Source organism: Mycobacterium sp. 852014-52450_SCH5900713 (assembly GCF_001667075.1).
Classification (GTDB): Bacteria; Actinomycetota; Actinomycetes; order Mycobacteriales; family Mycobacteriaceae; genus Mycobacterium.
This window is the reverse complement of record NZ_LZIL01000003.1, coordinates 152,897-171,730: the sequence shown is the minus strand read 5'-3', so window position 1 is coordinate 171,730 and position 18,834 is coordinate 152,897. Positions and strand designations below refer to the sequence as shown.

At 68.6% G+C, this 18,834-nt stretch carries 1 pseudogene; it reads right to left on the bottom strand.

The window, feature by feature from the left end:
- Positions 1–18,760, bottom strand: a pseudogene (locus A5773_RS26720) (non-ribosomal peptide synthase/polyketide synthase); the annotation flags it as partial.
- Positions 18,761–18,834 lie beyond the last annotated feature (74 nt).

Sequence of the window (18,834 nt, the reverse complement as noted above, 5' to 3'; positions counted from 1 at the left end):
AGGTCTGCCGGTCCAGGCCGAGGTTGGCTTCACCCTTATCGCCGGCGACGACCTGGAGATGATCGGCGGCCAGTTCCTGGTAGTGGTGCAACAGCTCCGGGTCGCCGCTGTCGAAGGTCTTGTCCAGCCGGCGTCGCGCATCGTCGGCAGATTTGGCGCGCACCAGGCAGATCAGGGTGCCGTCGACCAGCTTCATTCGCTCGAGCCATTGCAGAGCCAGGTAGCGGCCGAGGAAACCGGTGGCCCCGGTGAGCAGGACGGTCCGCGCCTCGGTACCGGCCCGAGGCAGGCTCGGCGCCGCCGACAGTGTCGGGGCGTCGATGAACTTGTCCAGCCTCAGATCGCCGGCGCGCACCATCGGTGCTGTCACTTCCGTGCACGGAGGCGAAGCACCGATCGCTGGCCGGGCTCACGGCCGGGGCTGCTTCGAGCAGCCTGCCGTCCCTACCCAACAGCTGGCTCAGGCTTCTGACCGACGGCGCGTCGAAGATCGTGCGCACCGCCAGGTTGGTATCCAGGGTTTTGTTGATCGCGGTGACCAGGCGCATCGCCGACAGCGAATCGCCGCCCAGGTCGAAGAACGACTCGTCGACCCCGACCCGCTCGAGGCCCAGGGTCTGGGCGTACACGCCGGCCAGGACCTCTTCGACCACGTCGGCGGGGGCCCGGTAGGGACCGGCCCGGTATTCGGGTGCCGGCAGGGCGCGTCTGTCGAGCTTGCCGTTGACGGTGCGGGGCAGTGTCTGAACGACCATCACCGCGGCGGGGACCATGTAGGCCGGTAGCCGGTCGGCGAGCCGCGCGCGGATCGTGGCTGGGTCCACCGCTCCGGGGACGGACTCGGTGAGGTAGCCGACCAATCGTTTGTCGCCCGGGCGGTCCTCGCGGGCGATCACCACCGCCTGCTCCACCCCGTCCAGCGCGGCCAGTGGCGCCTGAATCTCACCGAGTTCGATGCGGTATCCGCGGATCTTGACCTGCTCATCGGCGCGCCCGAGATACTGCAGCTGCCCGTCGGCGCCCCACCGCACCAGATCCCCGGTGCGGTACATGCGTGTTCCGGGCTCCCCGAACGGACAGGCCACAAACCGCGATGCGGTCAGCCCGGCCCGGCGCAGATAGCCGCACCCGACGCCGCGGCCGGCCACGTACAACTCCCCGACCATGCCGACCGGCACCGCCCGCAGCCAGCCGTCCAGCACGAACAGGGCCGCCCCTGGCACCGGTGCACCGATGGGCACCACCGCCGACCCCGCCGCCAGCGGGGCGCTGATCGCGGCGTAAACCGTGGTCTCGGTCGGGCCGTAGCCGTTGATCATCACCCGCCCGGGCGCCCAACGGTCCACCACGTCGCCCGGGCAGGCCTCGGCGGCGACCATCAACGCCGCCGGTCCGAGACCCTCGGGTGAGAGCGCCGCCACGGCCGACGGGGTCTGGCTCAAGACGCTGACCCTTTCAGCCACGAGCAAGGCGTGGAAGGCCTCCGGTGCGGCCGCCACCGCCTCGGGCACCACGACCAGGCGGCCGCCGTGCAGCAAGGCGCCCCAGATCTCCCAGACCGAGTAGTCGAAGGCATAGGAGTGGCACTGCGTCCACACTTGTTCCGGCCCGGGCTGCACGCCGACATCGAGTGAGTCGAACAGCCGGGTGACGTTGTGGTGGGTGACGGCGACGCCCTTGGGGACACCTGTGGTGCCCGAGGTGTAGATGATGTGGGCGACGTCGTCGGGGCCCGGCGGCGGGACCCCCGTCTCTGGGTAGGCATCAAGGGCGGGGTCGTCGGTGGCGATGGCCGGCACGTCGTACCCGCGCAGCCGGTCGGCCAGCCCGATGGTGGTGACCGCGGCGATCGGCGCGGCGTCCGCCATCGTGAACTGGATCCGGGCCGGCGGGTGCGCCGGGTCGATCGGCAAATAGGCCCCGCCCGCCTTCAGCGTTGCCAGGATCGCGATGATCGCGTCGGCGCACCGATTGAACAGCAGCGCCACACACTGGCCGGGTCCCACACCGTGTTCGATCAGCAAGTGCGCCAAGCGGTTTGATGCCAGGTCAAGATCGCGGTACGTCATCGAACGGCCGTCGAACGTGACCGCCACCGCCTCGGGTGTGCGCGCCGCCTGCGCGGCGAACAGGCCCGGAATCGACACCGGCGTCGCGGGCCGGGCCAATACCGCGCGGTTGCCGATCTCATCGAGGAGGGCGTGTTCGTCGGCATCGAGCACATCCGTCGACGACAACCGAGCCGTCGGATCGGCGGTCATAGCCACCAGCACCCGCCGCAACCGCGCGGTCAGCGCTTCGACGTCGGCCGCGTCGAAGACATCGCTGTCGAATTCGACGCGCAGGCCCAATTGGTCGCCCGGCATGGCCTGCAGTGTGAGCGGATAGTGGGTGGATTCGCGGGTGGCGACGTCGGTGATGGCCAGCTCGCGGACATCCAACGATGCGGCGGTGTCGATCGGGTAGTTCTCGTAGACGAACAGGGTGTCGAAGAGTTGGTCGTGGCCGGTGGCGCGGTGAATCTCGGTGAGCGCCAGGTGTTGGTGTTCCAGCGTGTGGTTGTGGTGGTTCCGCAGTTGGTCGAGCAGGTCGACGGTGCTGGTGGCCGGGGTGATGGTCGCGCGGACCGGCACCGTGTTGATCAACAGGCCGACCATCGTTTCCGCGCCGGGCACATCGGTCGGCCGGCCGGATACCGCGGTGCCGAAGGTGACGTCATGGTGGCCGGTCAGCCCCATCAGCAGCTGCGCCCACGCCGCCTGGAGCACGGTGTTGACGGTGGTGTGACACGAGCGCGCCAGGTCGGTCAGTGCCCGGGTGGTCTCCTCGGGCAACCGCGACGCGGTCACGCCGCGCCGCCCGAGCCCCGATCGGCGAGGTGGGGCCACCAGAGTGGGGGTATCGAAGCCGGCCAGCACATCGCGCCAGGCCGCGCGGGCGGCCTCCAGGTCCCGATCGGCTAGCCAGTCGACGAACCGGCGATACGGCGTGGCCGCGGGGAGTCGCTGTCCGTAATAGCCGGCGAAGATGTCCCCCAACAGGATCGGCAGGGACCAGCCGTCGAGCACGATGTGGTGATTGGTCAAAACGACCCGGTGCCGGCCTTCGGCGGTGCGGATCAAAGCCACCCGAAAAGCCGGTGGCTGGGCGAGGTCGCAGACCGCGGAGCGTTCGGCGGCGCACACCTGCTGGACCTGTTCCTCTGAGCCCAGTTCGAAGTACTGAAACGCAGGCGTCGGGTCGGCCGGAATGATTTGGACCGGCGCGTCGAATTCTTCGCAGAACCGGGCGGCCAGGTTGGGATGGCGGGTGATCACCGCGTGTACGGCGTCGTGCAGGCGATGCGGGTCGAGCGGGCCGGTGACGGTGATGTCCAGCTGCATCGCGTACAGGTCGTCATTGCCGCCGGCGGCGCCGGCGTGAAAGTGCAGTCCCTGCTGCAGGGGAGTCAACGGCAAGATATCGGCGATCCGGTACCGCTGCTGCAGCTCGTCGATCTGGGGCTGGCTGAGCCGGGCGGGGACGATATCGGAGGGCGTGAGTCCCCCGCCGCCGCGTAGGACGTGCGCGCAGATGCCGGCCAGGGCGTCGAACCACAGCCGGCTGAGCCTGCTGACCTGGCCGTGGTCCAGTGCAGAAGGGGCCCACGTCCAGGTCGCGTGCAGGTGTGGGCCGGCGCCGGCGTCATCGTTTTCCAACGCGACGGCGTTGACTTCCACGGTGTGTCCCAAGGGCATCGGCACGGTGGTCGCGGCGGCGACCGACAGGCCGTCCTGGCTGACGCGCCACAGCTCGTCGGGGGGGAGGTCGGCGGCGCCCGCGCCCATCCGGCCCAAATAGTTGAACCCGATCGCCGGATCTGAACCGGGCATGTCGACGTCGGCGTTGAGGTAACGCAGCAGCCCGAAGGTCAGGCCGTCGGGCAGGGCGCGGAGCTGTTCCTTGGCGTCTTTGATCACCGCACCCAGGGCCGCGTCACCGCCCACGACCTGAGCCCAGCGCAGCCCCCCGACCGCCAGGGAGGCCGGGTATTTGGTGGTGAACCAGCCCACCGTGCGCGACAGGTCGACGCCCCCGAACAGGTCGTCATGGCGCCCGTGGCCTTCGACGTCGATGCCGATGGGTGCGCCACCGTCGGCGCCGAAGTATTCGGCCCAGGCCATGCCGAAGGCGATCAGCAGGATGTCGGTGATGCCGGTGTGAAACGCCGCGGGCACCTCACCCAGCAGCAGGCGGGTTGTCTCGGCGTCCAGTGTTGCCGTCAGGTGCCCGGCGCCGGCATAGGTATCCACCTCGGGTTGTACCGGCGGCAGCGCGGCCGGGAGCGCCAACACCTTTCGCCAGCGGTCGGCCTGGTTGGCGACCGCGGGGGCGTGGGCGTGCTCGTCGAGCAGTGCGGCCCAGCGGGCAAATGAGGTCCCCGCTGCCGGCAGCGCGATCGGTTGTCCGCCGCGATGCTGACCCCACGCGATGTTCAAATCCTCCAACAGGATTCGCCAGGACACCGCGTCGATGGCCAGGTGGTGAATGACCAGCGCCAACTGGCCGGTCGCGGTCGCCCACAGTGCGCGAACCATTGCCCCGTCAGCCGGGTTCAACCGTGACCGGGCGTCTGACAGCGCCTCGCCGGAGAGCGCGTCAACGATCCGCAGGCAAGCATCGGAGTCGACCGAACCCGGTTCGGGCACGTGGAGCGACAGGTCGCCGGCATCGTCGGTGCCGGCGCGTAGCCGCAGCATGGCGTGCCGGTCCAGCAACGCCTGAAGAACGATCACCACGTCGGCCTCGGTGACCCCGGCGGGTGCCTGGACCACCATCGTCTGGTTGAACTGGTCGATCGGCCCGGCCACGGTGTAAAGCCAGCGCATGATCGGGGTGGCCGGCAGCGGCCCGACGCCCTCATCGACCGGAACGGTTTCGACGCCGGCCACCGCGGCCACGCGGGCCAGCCGGGCCACGGTCTGCTCGACGAAGATGTCGCGCGGCCGACACGTCAGCCCGGCCGCCCGCGCCTGGGCCACCACCTGCATCGACAAGATGCTGTCCCCGCCCAGGTCGAAGAATGACTCGTCAACCCCCACCCGCTGAAGCCCGAGCACCTGGGCGTAGATGCCGGCCAGGACCTCCTCGACCGCGTTGGTCGGCGCGCGGTAATGATCGACGTCCCCGTATTCCGGTGCCGGCAGGGCGCGAGTGTCGAGCTTGTTGTTGACCGTCAACGGCAATGCGTCGATGCCCACCACCGCGGCGGGAACCATATAGGCCGGGAGCCGCTCGGACAGCTGGGCGCGCGCCTCGGCGGGGCCCGCCGTTCCGGTGATGTAGCCGACCAGGCGTTTGTCGCCCGGACGGTCCTCACGGGCGATCACCACCGCCTGCTCAACGCCGTCCAGCCCCGCCAGCGCGGTCTGGATCTCGCCGAGTTCGATGCGGTACCCGCGGATCTTCACCTGATCATCGGCGCGTCCGAGGTAGCGCAGCTGCCCGTCGGGACCCCACCGCACGAGGTCGCCGGTGCGATACATGCGCGTCCCGGGTTCGCCGAAGGGACAGGGGACAAAGCGCGACGCGGTCAATCCGGCCCGGCGCACATACCCGACCCCCACGCCGCGGCCGGCCACATACAACTCGCCGACCACCCCGGGCGGCGCGGGGCGCAGCCATTCGTCGAGGACGAACAACGCCGCGGTGGCGACCGGGCCGCCGATCGGCGCCGCCCCGCACCCCGCTGCCAGCGGCCGGCTCATCGACGCGTACACCGTCGCCTCGGTCGGCCCGTAGGCGTTGACCACCACCCGCCCGGGTGCCCAGCGATCCACCACCTCGGCGGGGACGGCCTCACCACCCAGCAGCAGCGCCACCGAATCCAGCCCCTGCGGTGCGAGCGCGGCCGCCGCGGACGGGGTCTGGGTGAGCACGTTCACCCCTTCGTCGACCAGTAAGGCGTGGAAGTCCTCCGGCGAGGCGGCTAGCTCGTCGGGCACCACGACCAGCCGCCCGCCGCCGAGCAGCGCGGCCCAGATTTCCCACACCGAGAAGTCGAAGGCATAAGAGTGGCATTGGGTCCAGACCTGGGCGCCGGGTAGGCCCGGGGGTGCTGACTGCGCCAGGTGGGTCAGGTTGCGATGGCTGATGGCAACACCTTTGGGGACACCGGTAGTGCCCGAGGTGTAGATGAGGTAGGCGATGTCGTCCGGGTCGGGTGCGGGCAGCGCGGTGCCGGGTTGACGGTCCACAGCAGGGTCGTCGACGTCGATGACCGACATGCTGTACCCGTTCAGTCGCGACCGCAGGCGCGCGGTGGTGAGAGCGGCGACCGGCGCGGCATCGGCGATCATGAACTCGATCCGGGCGTCGGGCAGCGCGGGGTCGATCGCCAGATACGTTGCCCCGGACTTGAGTACGGCCAGCATCGTCGCCACCGCCTGCGCGGATCGCTCCAACAACAGCGCCACACACGAGCCCGGCCCCACCCCGTCGGCGCTCAACCGGTGCGCCAACCGGTTCGCGGCCTCGTCGAGTTCCCGATAGGTCAGTGAACGGCCGCCACTGCGGATCGCGACCGCCTGCGGCGAGCCGGCCACGTGGCCGCCGAACAACTCCGGAACGGACACGGGCGCGGGCGTCGGCTCGGTCAAGACCGCCCGGTTGCCGAGCTCATCCAACCGGGCATGCTCGGCGGCATCCAGCACATCCAGCGACGACAACCGCTGGTCCGGGTAGGCGGTCATCGCGTCCAACACGCGTTCGAACCGCTCGATGAGTGCGGCGACGGTTGCCGTGTCGAACAAGTCGCTGCGGAATTCGACCGCCCCGCCGATGCCGGCGGGCTCGCCCGCCTCGGTGAAGCGTTCGGCAAGCGAGAACGACAGGTCCATGCGGGCGGTGTGGGTGTTCACCGGCACCTGGGTGGCTCGCACATCGCCCAACGCCAATCCGGCGGCGGGGTCGTGGTTTTCGTGCCCGGAGAGGTTCTGCCAGGACAGCATCACCTGGACCAGGGGGTGATGGGCTAAGGACCGGGTTGGGTTGAGCCGCTCGACCAGCACCTCGAAGGGCACGTCTTGGTGATCGTAGGCGGCGAGGCTGCGCCTGCGCACCTGGCCCAGCAGGTCGCCGAAGCTGGGATCTCCGGCCAGATCGACCCGCAACACCAGGGTGTTGACGAAGAACCCGACCAACTCGTCGAGCGCGGGATCGCCACGCCCGGCGATCGGAAACCCCACCGCCACATCGGAACTCGCGCTGAGCGCCGACAGCAGCACCGCCAGGGCGGTCTGAACCACCATGAAGCTGGTCGCGTTGTGCTCACCGGCGAGCTGGCGCACTCGTTGCTGGAGCTCCGCCGGCCAGTCCACGTCGGCCTTGGAGCCGTGCAGGTCGGCCACCGGCGGATACGGCCGATCGGTTGGCAGCTGCAGGAATTCGGGCATCCCGGCCAGGGCGTCCCGCCAGTAGGCCAGCTGCCCGGCGATGGGGCTGTTGCCGTCGTCGAGATCGCCGAAACGTTCGCGTTGCCACAACGTGTAATCCACGTACTGCACCGGCAAGTCAGCCCAGCCCGGGGTGCGCCCCGCGCTCCGGCTGGCATACGCCTTGCCCAGATCACGCAACAGCGGCGTGATCGACCAGCCGTCGGCGGCGATATGGTGCACCACGCCGACCAACACGTGCTCATCGTCGGCGACACGGAAAAGCCTTGCACGCAGCGGTATCTCGGTTGCCAGGTCAAACTTGTGAGCCGCTGCCTGCTCGACGGCCTCACTCAGCCGGCTCGGCGACCATGCGGCGGCGTCGACGATCTCCCACCTCAAGTCGGTCCGCTCGACGGACACGACCCGCTGCTGGGGTATGCCGTCGGGCGCGGCAATCACCGTGCGCAGGCTCTCATGACGTGCGATCACGTCGACCAGCGCGGCACCCAGCGCGTGGACATCAAGGCGCCCGCACAACCGCAATGCCACCGCCATGTTGTAAACCGCTGAGGGGCCGAGCAATTGGTCGAGGAACCACAACCGATTCTGGGCGAAAGACAACGGCACCACCGCCGGGCGCTCGACAGCCACCAACGGCTTGCGCCGCCCTGCCTCGTCGCCGATACGGGGCGCCAGCTGGGCGATGGTGGGAAAGTCGAACAACGTGTGCACGTCGAGGTCGGTGTCGAGCGCGGTGCTGATCGCGGCGACCAGACGCATCGCGGACACCGAATTCCCGCCCAGGTCGAAGAACGAGTCGTCGATGCCGACCCGGTCGAGCCCGAGCACTTGTGCGTAGATGCCGGCCAGGATCTCTTCGGCGGCGTTGGTCGGGGCGCGATAGTGTTCGGCAGCTTGGTATTCCGGCACTGGCAGGGCGCGGGTATCGAGTTTCCCGTTGACCGTCAAGGGGAGTGCCGGCAGCATCACGATCGCCGCGGGCACCATGTAGCTCGGCAACCGCTCGGCCAGCGCGGCACGCGCGGTGGCCGGGTCGGCGGTCCCGGTGATATAGCCGACCAGCCGTTTGTCGCCGGGGCGATCTTCGCGCGCGATGGCCGCGGCCTGGTCGACCCCGTCCAGTGCGGTCAGGGCCGCCTGGATTTCACCGAGTTCGATGCGGTAGCCCCGGATCTTGACCTGTTGGTCGGCGCGACCCAGATACTGCAGTTGCCCATCGGGGCCCCACCGCACCAGATCCCCGGTGCGATACATCCGCGTCCCCGCTCCGCCGAAGGGACAGGAAACGAACCGTGACGCGGTCAGCCCCGGCCGGCGCACATACCCGACCCCGACGCCCTGGCCGGCCACGTAGAGTTCGCCGACCGATCCGGGCGGAACCGGGTGCAGCAACTCGTCGAGGACGAACAGCGCCGCCCCCGGCACGGGCGTCCCGATGGGCACCACCGTCGAATCGGGGCTGAGCGGGGCGCTGATCGTGGCGTAGACGGTGGTTTCGGTTGGGCCGTAGCCGTTGATCATCACGCGCCCGGGTGCCCAGCGGTCGACCAGGTCGGCGGGGCAGGCCTCACCCGCGGCCATCAGCGCCACCGACTCCAATTCCTCGGTGGAGAGTGCGGCCGCCGCTGAGGGGGTCTGGCTCAAGACGGTGACGTGTTCGGTGACGAGCAGGGCGTGGAGGTCCGACGGTGCGCCGGCCACCGCCTCGGGCACCACGACCAGCCGCCCGCCGAACAGCAGCGCGCCCCAGATCTCCCACACCGAGAAGTCGAACGCGTAAGAGTGGCACTGGCTCCACACCTGTGCCGGAGTCAGTTCCAGCCCGACGTCGAGTGAGTCGAACAGCCGGGTGACGTTGTGGTGGGTAACCGCAACCCCTTTCGGGACACCGGTGGTGCCCGATGTGTAGATGATGTGGGCGATGTCGTCCGGGGCCGGGCCCGGCAGCGGGGTGTCCGGCTGGGTGTCGATGCATGGGTCGTCGACCTCGACGACGGCCAGCCCACATCCGTGCAGCCGCCCGGCCTGCGCGGCGGTGGTGACCGCGGCCATGGGCGCGGCGTCGGCGATCATGAATTCGATCCGGGAGGCGGGCACCGCCGGATCGATCGGCAGATACGCCGCACCGGTTTTGAGTACCGCCAGGATCGCCACAATCGCCTCCGCGGACCTTGAGAGCAGCACGGCCACGCACGCACCCGGGCCGGCGCCAGATCCAACCAGCAAGTGCGCCAGCCGGTTCGATACCTGATCGAGCTCGCCGTAGGTCATCGAGCGGCCCTCGAAGGTGACTGCCACCGCCTCGGGCGCGCGCTCCACCTGGGTGGAGAACAGCGTCGGAATCGACACGGGCGCCGAGGCCTTGGCCAATATCGCGCGGTTGCTCCACTCATCCAGGTGTGCGTGCTCAGACTCGTTGAGCAGATCGATGGACAACAGCCGCCGTGTTGGATTGGTGGTCACGATTGGCCGCCCAGATCGCTGGTCATCGCCACCAATGCCCGCTGGAAGCGCTCGATCAATGATTCGATGGCGGCCGCATCGAACACGTGGCTGTCGTACTCGACGCGAAGGATCAATTCGCGGTCCGGCCGGGCCTGCATCGTCAGCGGGTAATGGCTGGATTCGGTGCCGGTGAAATCGGTGATGGCAAGTCCGTTGTTGTTGAGCAGCGCGGTGGTGTCGATGGGGTAGTTCTCAAACACAAACAGCGTGTCGAACAACTGGTCGTGCCCGGTGATGCGGTGAATTTCGTTGAGCGCCAGATGTTGATGGTCGAGGGTGTGGTTGTGGGCACTCTGGAGCTGGTCGAGCAGGTCGGCGATCGTGGTCGCCGGTGTGATGGTGGCCCGCACCGGGACGGTGTTGATCATCAGTCCCACAATGGATTCCGCATCGGTCACCTCGGTGGGCCGTCCCGAGACCGCGGCGCCGAAGACGACATCACGCCGGCCGGTCATCGACATCAGCACCTGCGCCCAGGCGCCCTGAAGCACCGTGTTGACGGTAGTGCGACAGGATCTGGCCAGCTCGTTCACGGCCTGGGTGGTGGCCTCCGGAACCCGGGCCGAGGCAACGCCTCGCGGTCCCAGCTTTGACCGGCCCGGCGGCCCGACCAGCGTGGGAACATCGAAACCGGCCAGCACGTCACCCCAGGCCGCCCGGGCGGCGGCCAGGTCGCGCTCGGCGAGCCACGTGACGAACCGTCGATACGACCCGGCGGCCGGCAGTCGCTGGCGGTAATAACTGGCGAAGATCTCTTGCAGCAGGATCGGTAACGACCACCCGTCGAGCACGATGTGGTGATTGGTCAGGATGACCCGATGCCGTTCCGGCCCGGTACGGAGCAGAGCAACGCGAAAAGCCGGCGAGCCCCTGAGGTCGCAGACCGCGGCGCGCTCCGCGGCGCATATCCGTCGGACCTGCTCGTCGACATCGGTCTCGAATTCGAGGAATTGCCAGATAGATTGCGGATCGGCGGGGATGACTTGCACCGGTTGGTCGAATTGACTGCAGAATCGGGCGGCCAGTTGCGGGTGACGGGCGATGACGGCGTCCACTGCGTCGTGCAGGCGTTCGGGGTGAAGCGGGCCGGCGACGGTGATGTCGAGTTGCATTGCGTACAGGTCGTTGTCGCTGTTCTGTCGGGCGGAGTGGAACAGCAATCCCTGCTGGAGCGGGGTGAGCGGCAGGATGTCGGCGATTCGGTGATGCTGCTGCAGCTCGTCGATCTGCCGTTGGGTGAGGTGGGCGGGGAAGACGTCGGACGGAGTCAGGCCGCCGCCCCCGCGTTGAACGTGGGCACAGATGCCGGTCAGCGCGTCGAACCACAGCTGGCTGAGCCGGGCGACCTGGGTGTGATCGAGCGCCGAAGGGGCCCAGGTCCAGTCGGCATGCAGGTGAGGACCGGTGGCCGTGTCGACTGTGCTGGCGTTGAGTTCCAGCGTGTGAGCCAGCGGCATGGGCCCCGCCGCGGCGGAGGCGGAGACCGCGAGACCGTCTCGGCTGATCCGCCACAGTTCGGCGGAGTCCTCGGCCGCGCCTAGCCGCCCAAAGTAATTGAACCCGATCGTCGGGTCGGATTCGGGGAGCGCGGCATCTCGGTTGAGGTAGCGCAGCAGGCCGTACGTTATGGCGTCGGGCAGGTCGCGAAGCTGTTCCTTGCCCCGCTTGACGATCGGGCCGACTGCAGCGTCACCGGTCACCAGCTGGGCCCAGTGCAGCCCGTCGACTGCCAGCGCCACGGGGTACTTGGTGGTGAACCAGCCCACGGTGCGGGACAGGTCGACATCAGGGGCGAGATCCTCGTAACGGCCGTGGCCCTCGACGTCGATTCCGATAGGCCCGCCACGCTCCGAGCCCGAAAACTCGGCCCACGCCAAACCGAAGGCGATCAACAGGATGTCTTGGATGCCGGCGTGAAAGGCCGCGGGTACCTCACCGAGCAGTAGGCGGGTGGTCTCGGTGTCCAGCGAAACCGTCAGATGCCCCGCGCTCGCGTAGGTATCACTCTCGGGCTTTGGTGGTGTGAGCGCGGCCTGCGTCGTCGCCACCCGTTGCCAGGTCTTGGCGTGGTTCACGATTTCGGGCTGGTCGGCGTGCTCGGCGAGCAGCGATGCCCACCGCTGGAACGACGTTCCGCCCGCGGGCAGTTCGATTAGCTGACCACCGGCGTGTTGAGCCCAGGCGATGTTGATGTCCTCCAAGAGGATTCGCCAGGACACCGCATCGACGGCAAGATGGTGAATGATCAGCGCCAGCTGGCCGGTGTCGGCCACCCACAGCGCGCTGACCATTCTCCCGCCGGCGGGGCTCAGCCGTGCCCGGGCGTCCGCCACCGCGCCGTCGGTGAACGCATCGACGGCGTACAGGCAGCCGCCGGCATCCACCGCACCGGCCTCGCGCGCGGTCAGTGTCCACTCGCCGGCATCGCCCTCGGCGACGTGCAGCCGCAGCATGGCGTGATGGTCCAGCAGGGCTTGCAGGACCACCACCACGTCCGCGTGGGTGACCCCGGGCGGCGCCTGTAGCACCATCGTCTGGTTGAACTGATCCACGGGGCCGTCGATGTCGTGCAGCCAATGCATGATCGGGGTGACCGGTACGGGGCCGATGCCCTCGTCCGCAGCGGCTTCCAGACCCTCGGTGGCGTGGGCGACGCGGGCCAGTCGGGCAACGGTCTGTTCGACGAAGATGTCGCGCGGGCGGCACACGAGTCCGGCGGCGCGGGCGCGGGCGACCACTTGCATCGACGAAATGCTGTCGCCGCCAAGGTCGAAGAAGGAGTCGTCGACTCCTACCCGCTCGAGTCCCAGGACTTGGGCGTAGATGCCCGCAAGGATTTCCTCGACGGCGTCGGTCGGGGGACGGTAGTTATCGACATTGGAATAGTCGGGCGCCGGAAGGGCGCGGGTGTCGAGCTTCTTGTTGGCCGTCAAGGGCAGCGCGTCCAATGCGATAACGGCGGCGGGAACCATGTAGCCCGGCAGCCGCTCAGCCAAGGCGGTACGGACGGCGGCCGGCTCGGCGGTGCCGGTGATATAGCCGACGAGTCGTTTGTCGCCGGGATGATCTTCGCGGGCGACGACGGCAGCGTGGTCGACGCCCTCGAGAGCGGCCAGCGCCAACTGGATTTCGCCGAGTTCGACGCGATAACCGCGGATCTTGACCTGTTGGTCGGCGCGTCCGAGGTAGTGCAGTTGTCCGTCACGGCCCCACCGCACCAGATCTCCGGTGCGATACATGCGCGCCCCGGGGCCTCCGAAGGGGCAGGCCACAAATCGGGCCGCGGTCAGTCCCGCCCGACGCAGATAACCGACACCGACGCCGCGGCCGGCGATGTAGAGCTCACCAACCACCCCCGGCGGTACCTGAAGCAACGACTCGTCGAGGACGAACAACGCCGCCCCGGGCACCGGGGTGCCGATGGGCACCGTCCCCGATCCGGCGGTCAACGGCGCACTGATCGCGACACACATCGTCGTCTCGGTCGGACCGTAGGCATTGATCATCACTCGTCCGGGCGCCCATCGATCGACCACTTCGGGGGCGCAAGCCTCACCGACCACCACCAGAGCCGCCGACTCCAGGCCTTCGGGTGACAACACACCCACCGCGGAAGGGGTTTGGGTAAGCACATCGACTTCACCGGTCACCAGCGCATCGTGGAAGTCGGCCGGTGACGTGGTCACGTCTTCGTTCACCACCACCACGTGCCCGCCACGCAACAGGGCGCCGAAGATCTCCCACACCGAGACGTCGAAGGCCAGGGAATGACACTGCGGCCAAACGCCTTTGGGCGGAAGGCCGGCGTCCAATGAGGCCAACAACTGCGTGACGTTGTGGTGAGTGATGGCAACACCTTTCGGCACACCGGTGGTCCCTGAGGTGTAGATGAGATACGCGATGTCGTCGGGGGCGGGCGCAGGCAGCGGTGTGCTCGGCTGGGTGTCCACGGCGACGTCTTCCACGTCGAGGACGGTCAGCCGGTGCCCATCCAGCCGCGAGCGCAGGGCCGCGGTGGTGATCGCGGCGATAGGCCCGGCATCGGCGAGCATGAAATCGATCCGGCCCGCCGGTAGCGCGGGGTCCAGAGGCAGATAAGCCGCCCCGGTCTTGAGCACCGCCAAGATCGCGATGACGGCCTCGGCCGAGCGGGAGAACAGCAGCGCCACGCTCTCACCGGGACCGGCGCCATTCCTGGTCAGGAAGTGCGCCAACCGGTTTGATGCCGCGTCCAATTCGCGGTAAGTGCAGCTGCGTCCCCCGTCGCTGATGGCGACCGCGTCGGGGGTGCGGGTCACGTGGCCGGCAAACAGGGCCGGTATGGAGACCGGCCCGGGCGCCGGCCGGGTCAGGATTGCCCGGTTACCCGTCTTGTCCAGACGGGCGTGCTCGTCAGCATCCAACACATCGATCGTCGACAACCGCGCCCGGGGATCGGCGGTCATCGCCACCAGGATGCGCTGGAACCGATCGACAAGAGTGGTGATGCTGTCGGGGTCGAACACGTCGGTGCGGAATTCAACCGCGCCTCGGATGCCGTCGGGCGCGTTGGCGTCGGTCCAGTGTTCGGACAGCGAGAAGGTCAGGTCCATGCGGGCACTGTGGGTGTCCAGCGGCAGCTCGGTAACCCGCACGTCACCCAACGCCGGCACAGCGGTGGGGTCGCTGGCGTGCCCGGGCAGGTTCTGCCACGCCAACGCCACCTGAACCAGCGGATGATGGCTCAGCGACCGGGTGGGGTTGAGCCGCTCGACGAGCACCTCGAACGGCACGTCTTGATGCTCGAAGGCCAGCAGGCTGCGCCGGCGAACCTGGGCCAGCAGCTCGGCGGCGGTTGGGTCACCGGCTACGTCGACCCGCAACACCAGCGTGTTGACGAAGAATCCCACCAGGTCATCGAGCCCGGGGTCACCACGCCCGGCGATCGGAAATCCCACGGCCACATCGGAACTCGCACTGAGCCGCGACAGCAGTACCGCCAAGGCGGTCTGCACCACCATGAAACTGGTCGCGTTGAGGTCGCGGGCCACTTGGCGTATGCGGCGCTGCAGCTCGGCCGGCCAGTCCACGGTTACTTTGGCACCACGCTGATCTGCCACCGAGGGATAGGGCCGGTCCGTCGGCAATTCGAGGCGCTCGGGCAGGTCGGCCAGGGCGTCTTCCCAATACTTCAGCTGGGCGGCGATCCGGCTGTGACCGTCGTCGAGCGCACCGAACTGCGCCCGCTGCCACAGCGTGTAATCCACGTATTGCAGCGGCAATTCAGGCCATCCCGGGAGCCGCCCGTCGCATCGGCTGGCATAGGCCTCGCCGATGTCGCGGATCATCGGCGCCACCGACCACCCATCGAAGGCGATGTGGTGTACTGCGCACACCAGCACGTGCACCTCATCGGCGACCCGGAAAAGCGTCGCGCGCAGGGGGATGTCGGTCTCCAAGGTAAAGGGGTGACGCGCCGCTTCGTCGATTGCCTCGTCGAGTCGGCCGGACGGCCATCCGGTGGCGTCGATGACTTCCCAGCCGAAATCCGCCCGCTCGGCGGGGATGACGAGTTGCTGCGGTAGCCCATCCAGTGCGGGAAATGTCGTGCGCAGGCTTTCGTGCCGGGCCACCACGTCGGCCAGCGCTGCGCCGAGCGCTTCGGCGTCGAGCGGGCCGCGCAACTGCAGGGCCACCGGAATGTTGTAAACCGAGGAGGATCCCTGCAACTGGTCGAGAACCCACAGCCGGTTCTGGGTGAACGAGAGGGGGATCATCGCCGGGCGCCGGTACGCCCGCAATGGCTCACGGCGATGGGTCTCGTCGTCGAGGCGCGACGTCAGTTGCGCAACCGTTGGCGCGTCGAACAATTCGTGCACGGCGAGGTTCGCGTCCAGCCCGGTGTTGACGGCGGCGATCAAACGCATCGCCGACAGCGAGTCCCCGCCCAGGTCGAAGAACGAGTCATCAGCACCGACGCGTTCGACGCCCAGCACCTGGGCGTAGATGCCGGCCAGGATCTCTTCAGCGGCGGAAGCGGGGGCCCAGTAGTGCCCGGGGGCGTAGTCGGGCGGGGGCAGGGCCCGGGTGTCGAGTTTGCCGTTGACCGTCAGCGGCAGCGCGTTCAGCACCACGATCGCCTGGGGAACCATGTGACCCGGCAGCCGCACGGCCAGCGCGGCGCGCACCGCAACGGGATCGACGGTGCCGGGGGCGGTTTCGACGACGTATCCGACCAGTCGTTTGGCGCCGGGAACGTCCTCGCGGGTGATGACCGCGGCCTGTTCGACGCCGTCGATTTCGGCCAGCGCGGCCTGGATTTCGCCGAGTTCGATTCGGTAGCCGCGGATTTTGACCTGCTCGTCGGCGCGACCGAGGTAACGCAGTTGCCCGTCGGCTCCCCAGCGCACCAGGTCACCGCTGCGGTACATCCGCGCGCCGGGCCCGCCGTAGGGGCACGGCACGAACCGCCCTGCGGTCAGCCCGGGCCGGCCGATGTAGCCGACGCCGACGCCGCGTCCGGCCACGTACAGTTCGCCGACCACTCCGGGCGGCACCGGGTGCAGCCATTCGTCGAGGACGAACAATGCCGCTGTGGGTACGGGTGCGCCGATGGGGACCGTCCCCGAACCCGTCGTCAGCGGGGCGCTGAGCGTTGCGTAGACGGTGGTTTCGGTGGGGCCGTAGGCGTTGATCACCACCCGCCCCGGTGCCCACCGGTCCACCAGCTCGGGCGGGCAGGCCTCGCCGCCGAGCAATAGCGCCACCGACTCCAGCCCTTGCGGGGGGAGCGCCGCGGCCGCCGACGGCGTTTGGGTGAGCACGGTGACGCCCTCGGCGATGAGCAGGGCGCGCAAGTCGTCCGGTGATCTGGTCACCTGGTCGGGCACCACCACCAGGCGCCCACCACCCAGCAGGGCGGCCCAGATCTCCCACACGGAGAAGTCGAACGCATAGGAGTGACACTGCGTCCACACCTGCTCCGCGGGTAAATGGGCCGACGCCGACTCCACCAGGTGGGCCAGGTTGCGATGGCTGATCGCAACCCCTTTGGGCACTCCCGTGGTGCCCGACGTGTAAATGAGGTAGGCGATATCGTCCGCAGCGGGCGCCCGGAGGGTGGAGCGGGGTTGAGCGGTCGTGCGGTCGTCGGTGATATCGATGACGGCGAGGGCGTGCCCGGCCAGCCGTGGGCGCAGGGCGGTGGTGGTGACCGCGATGATCGGCGCGGCGTCACCCAACATGAATCCGATCCGCTCGTCGGGCAGGGCCGGATCGATCGCCAGGTACGCCGCCCCGGTCTTGAGGACCGCGAGCATGGCGATGACAGCTTCGGCGGAGCGTTCCAACAGCAGCGCCACCCGCGCGCCGGGGCCGGCGCCGAGACCAGACAGTGAATGCGCCAAGTGATTCGACGCCTCGTCGACGTCCCGATAGGTCAACGACCGGCCCGCGCAACGGATGGCCACCGCCCGCGGCGAGCTGGCTACCTGGCCGGCGAACAGTTCCGGGATCGACACCCACGCCGGTGCGGGTCCGCCCAGAGCCGCCCGGTTGCCCATGTCGTCGAGGCGGTTGCGCTCGTCGGCGTCGAGCAGGTCGAGCGCCGACAGTGGGAGTTGCGGATCAGCGATCATCGCCGCGACGATCCGCCGCAGCCGGTCGATGAGCGTGTCAATGCTTGCGGCGTCGAATACGCCGGTGTCGTACTCGATCCGGAAGCTCAGTTCGGGTCCGGGCGTGGCCTGCATGGTCAGTGGGTAATGGTTGGCCTCGTGGCCGTCGAACGCGGTGATGGTCAGCCCGTCCGCGCCCGCCAGCGTGGTGGAGCCGATCGGGTAGTTCTCGTAGACGAACAGGGTGTCGAAAAGTTGGTCGTGACCGGTCGTGCGGTGAATCTCGTTGAGCGCCAGGTGTTGATGGTCGAGGGTGTGGTTGTGCGCGGCATGGAGTTGGCCGAGCAGGCCGGCGGTGGTGGTGGTTGGTCTGATCGTGGCCCGCACCGGAACGGTGTTGATCAGCAGCCCCACCATGGTGTCGGCACCGGCCAGCTCGACGGGACGCCCGGAGACGGCGGTGCCGAAGACAATGTCGCGCTGGCCGGTCATGCCCATCAGCAGTTGCGCCCATGCTGCCTGCAGGACGGTGTTGACGGTGGTGTGCTGGGATCGCGCCAGCTCGTTCAACGCCGATGTGGTGGACCCGGTCATCGCAAACGCGCTAGTGGCCTTGGCGCCGGGCCTGATCCGGGCCGGCGGGGCGACGAGCGTGGGAGTGTCGAAGCCCGCGAGGGTGTTGTGCCAGGCCGCCCTGGCGGCGTCGAGGTCTCGCTCGGCCAGCCAGGTGACGAACCGGCGGTAGGGTGTGGCCGGCGGCAGCTGCTGGCCCTGGTAGCTGGCGAAGATCTCCTGCATCAGTATCGGTAGCGACCAGCCGTCGAGCACGATGTGGTGGAAAGTCAACACTATGCGGTGCTGGTCTTCGGCGGTGCGGATCAACGCCGCCCGGAAGGTCGACGCGCCCCCGGCCAGGTCGCAGACCGCGGCGCGTTCCGCGGCGCACAGTCGCTCGGCGCCCCCGTCGGGCTGGGAGTCGTAATCGAGGTATTGCCAGGGTATTTCAGGGTCGACAGGAATGATCTGCACGGGTTCGTCGAATTGCGGGCAGCAGCGGGCGGCGAGGTTGGGGTGGCGCCTGATGACGGTTTGCACGGCGTCGTGTAGTCGGTCGGGGTGCAGTGGACCGGCGACGGTGATGTCGAGTTGCATCGCATACAGGTCACCGAGAGCGGGAGCGGTGTGGAACAGCAGTCCCTCCTGCAGGGGTGTGAGGGGCAAGATGTCGGCGATGTCGTATTGCGCTTGCAGCTCGTCGATTTGGTGTTGGGTGAGCCGGGCGGGAGCGATGTCGGAGG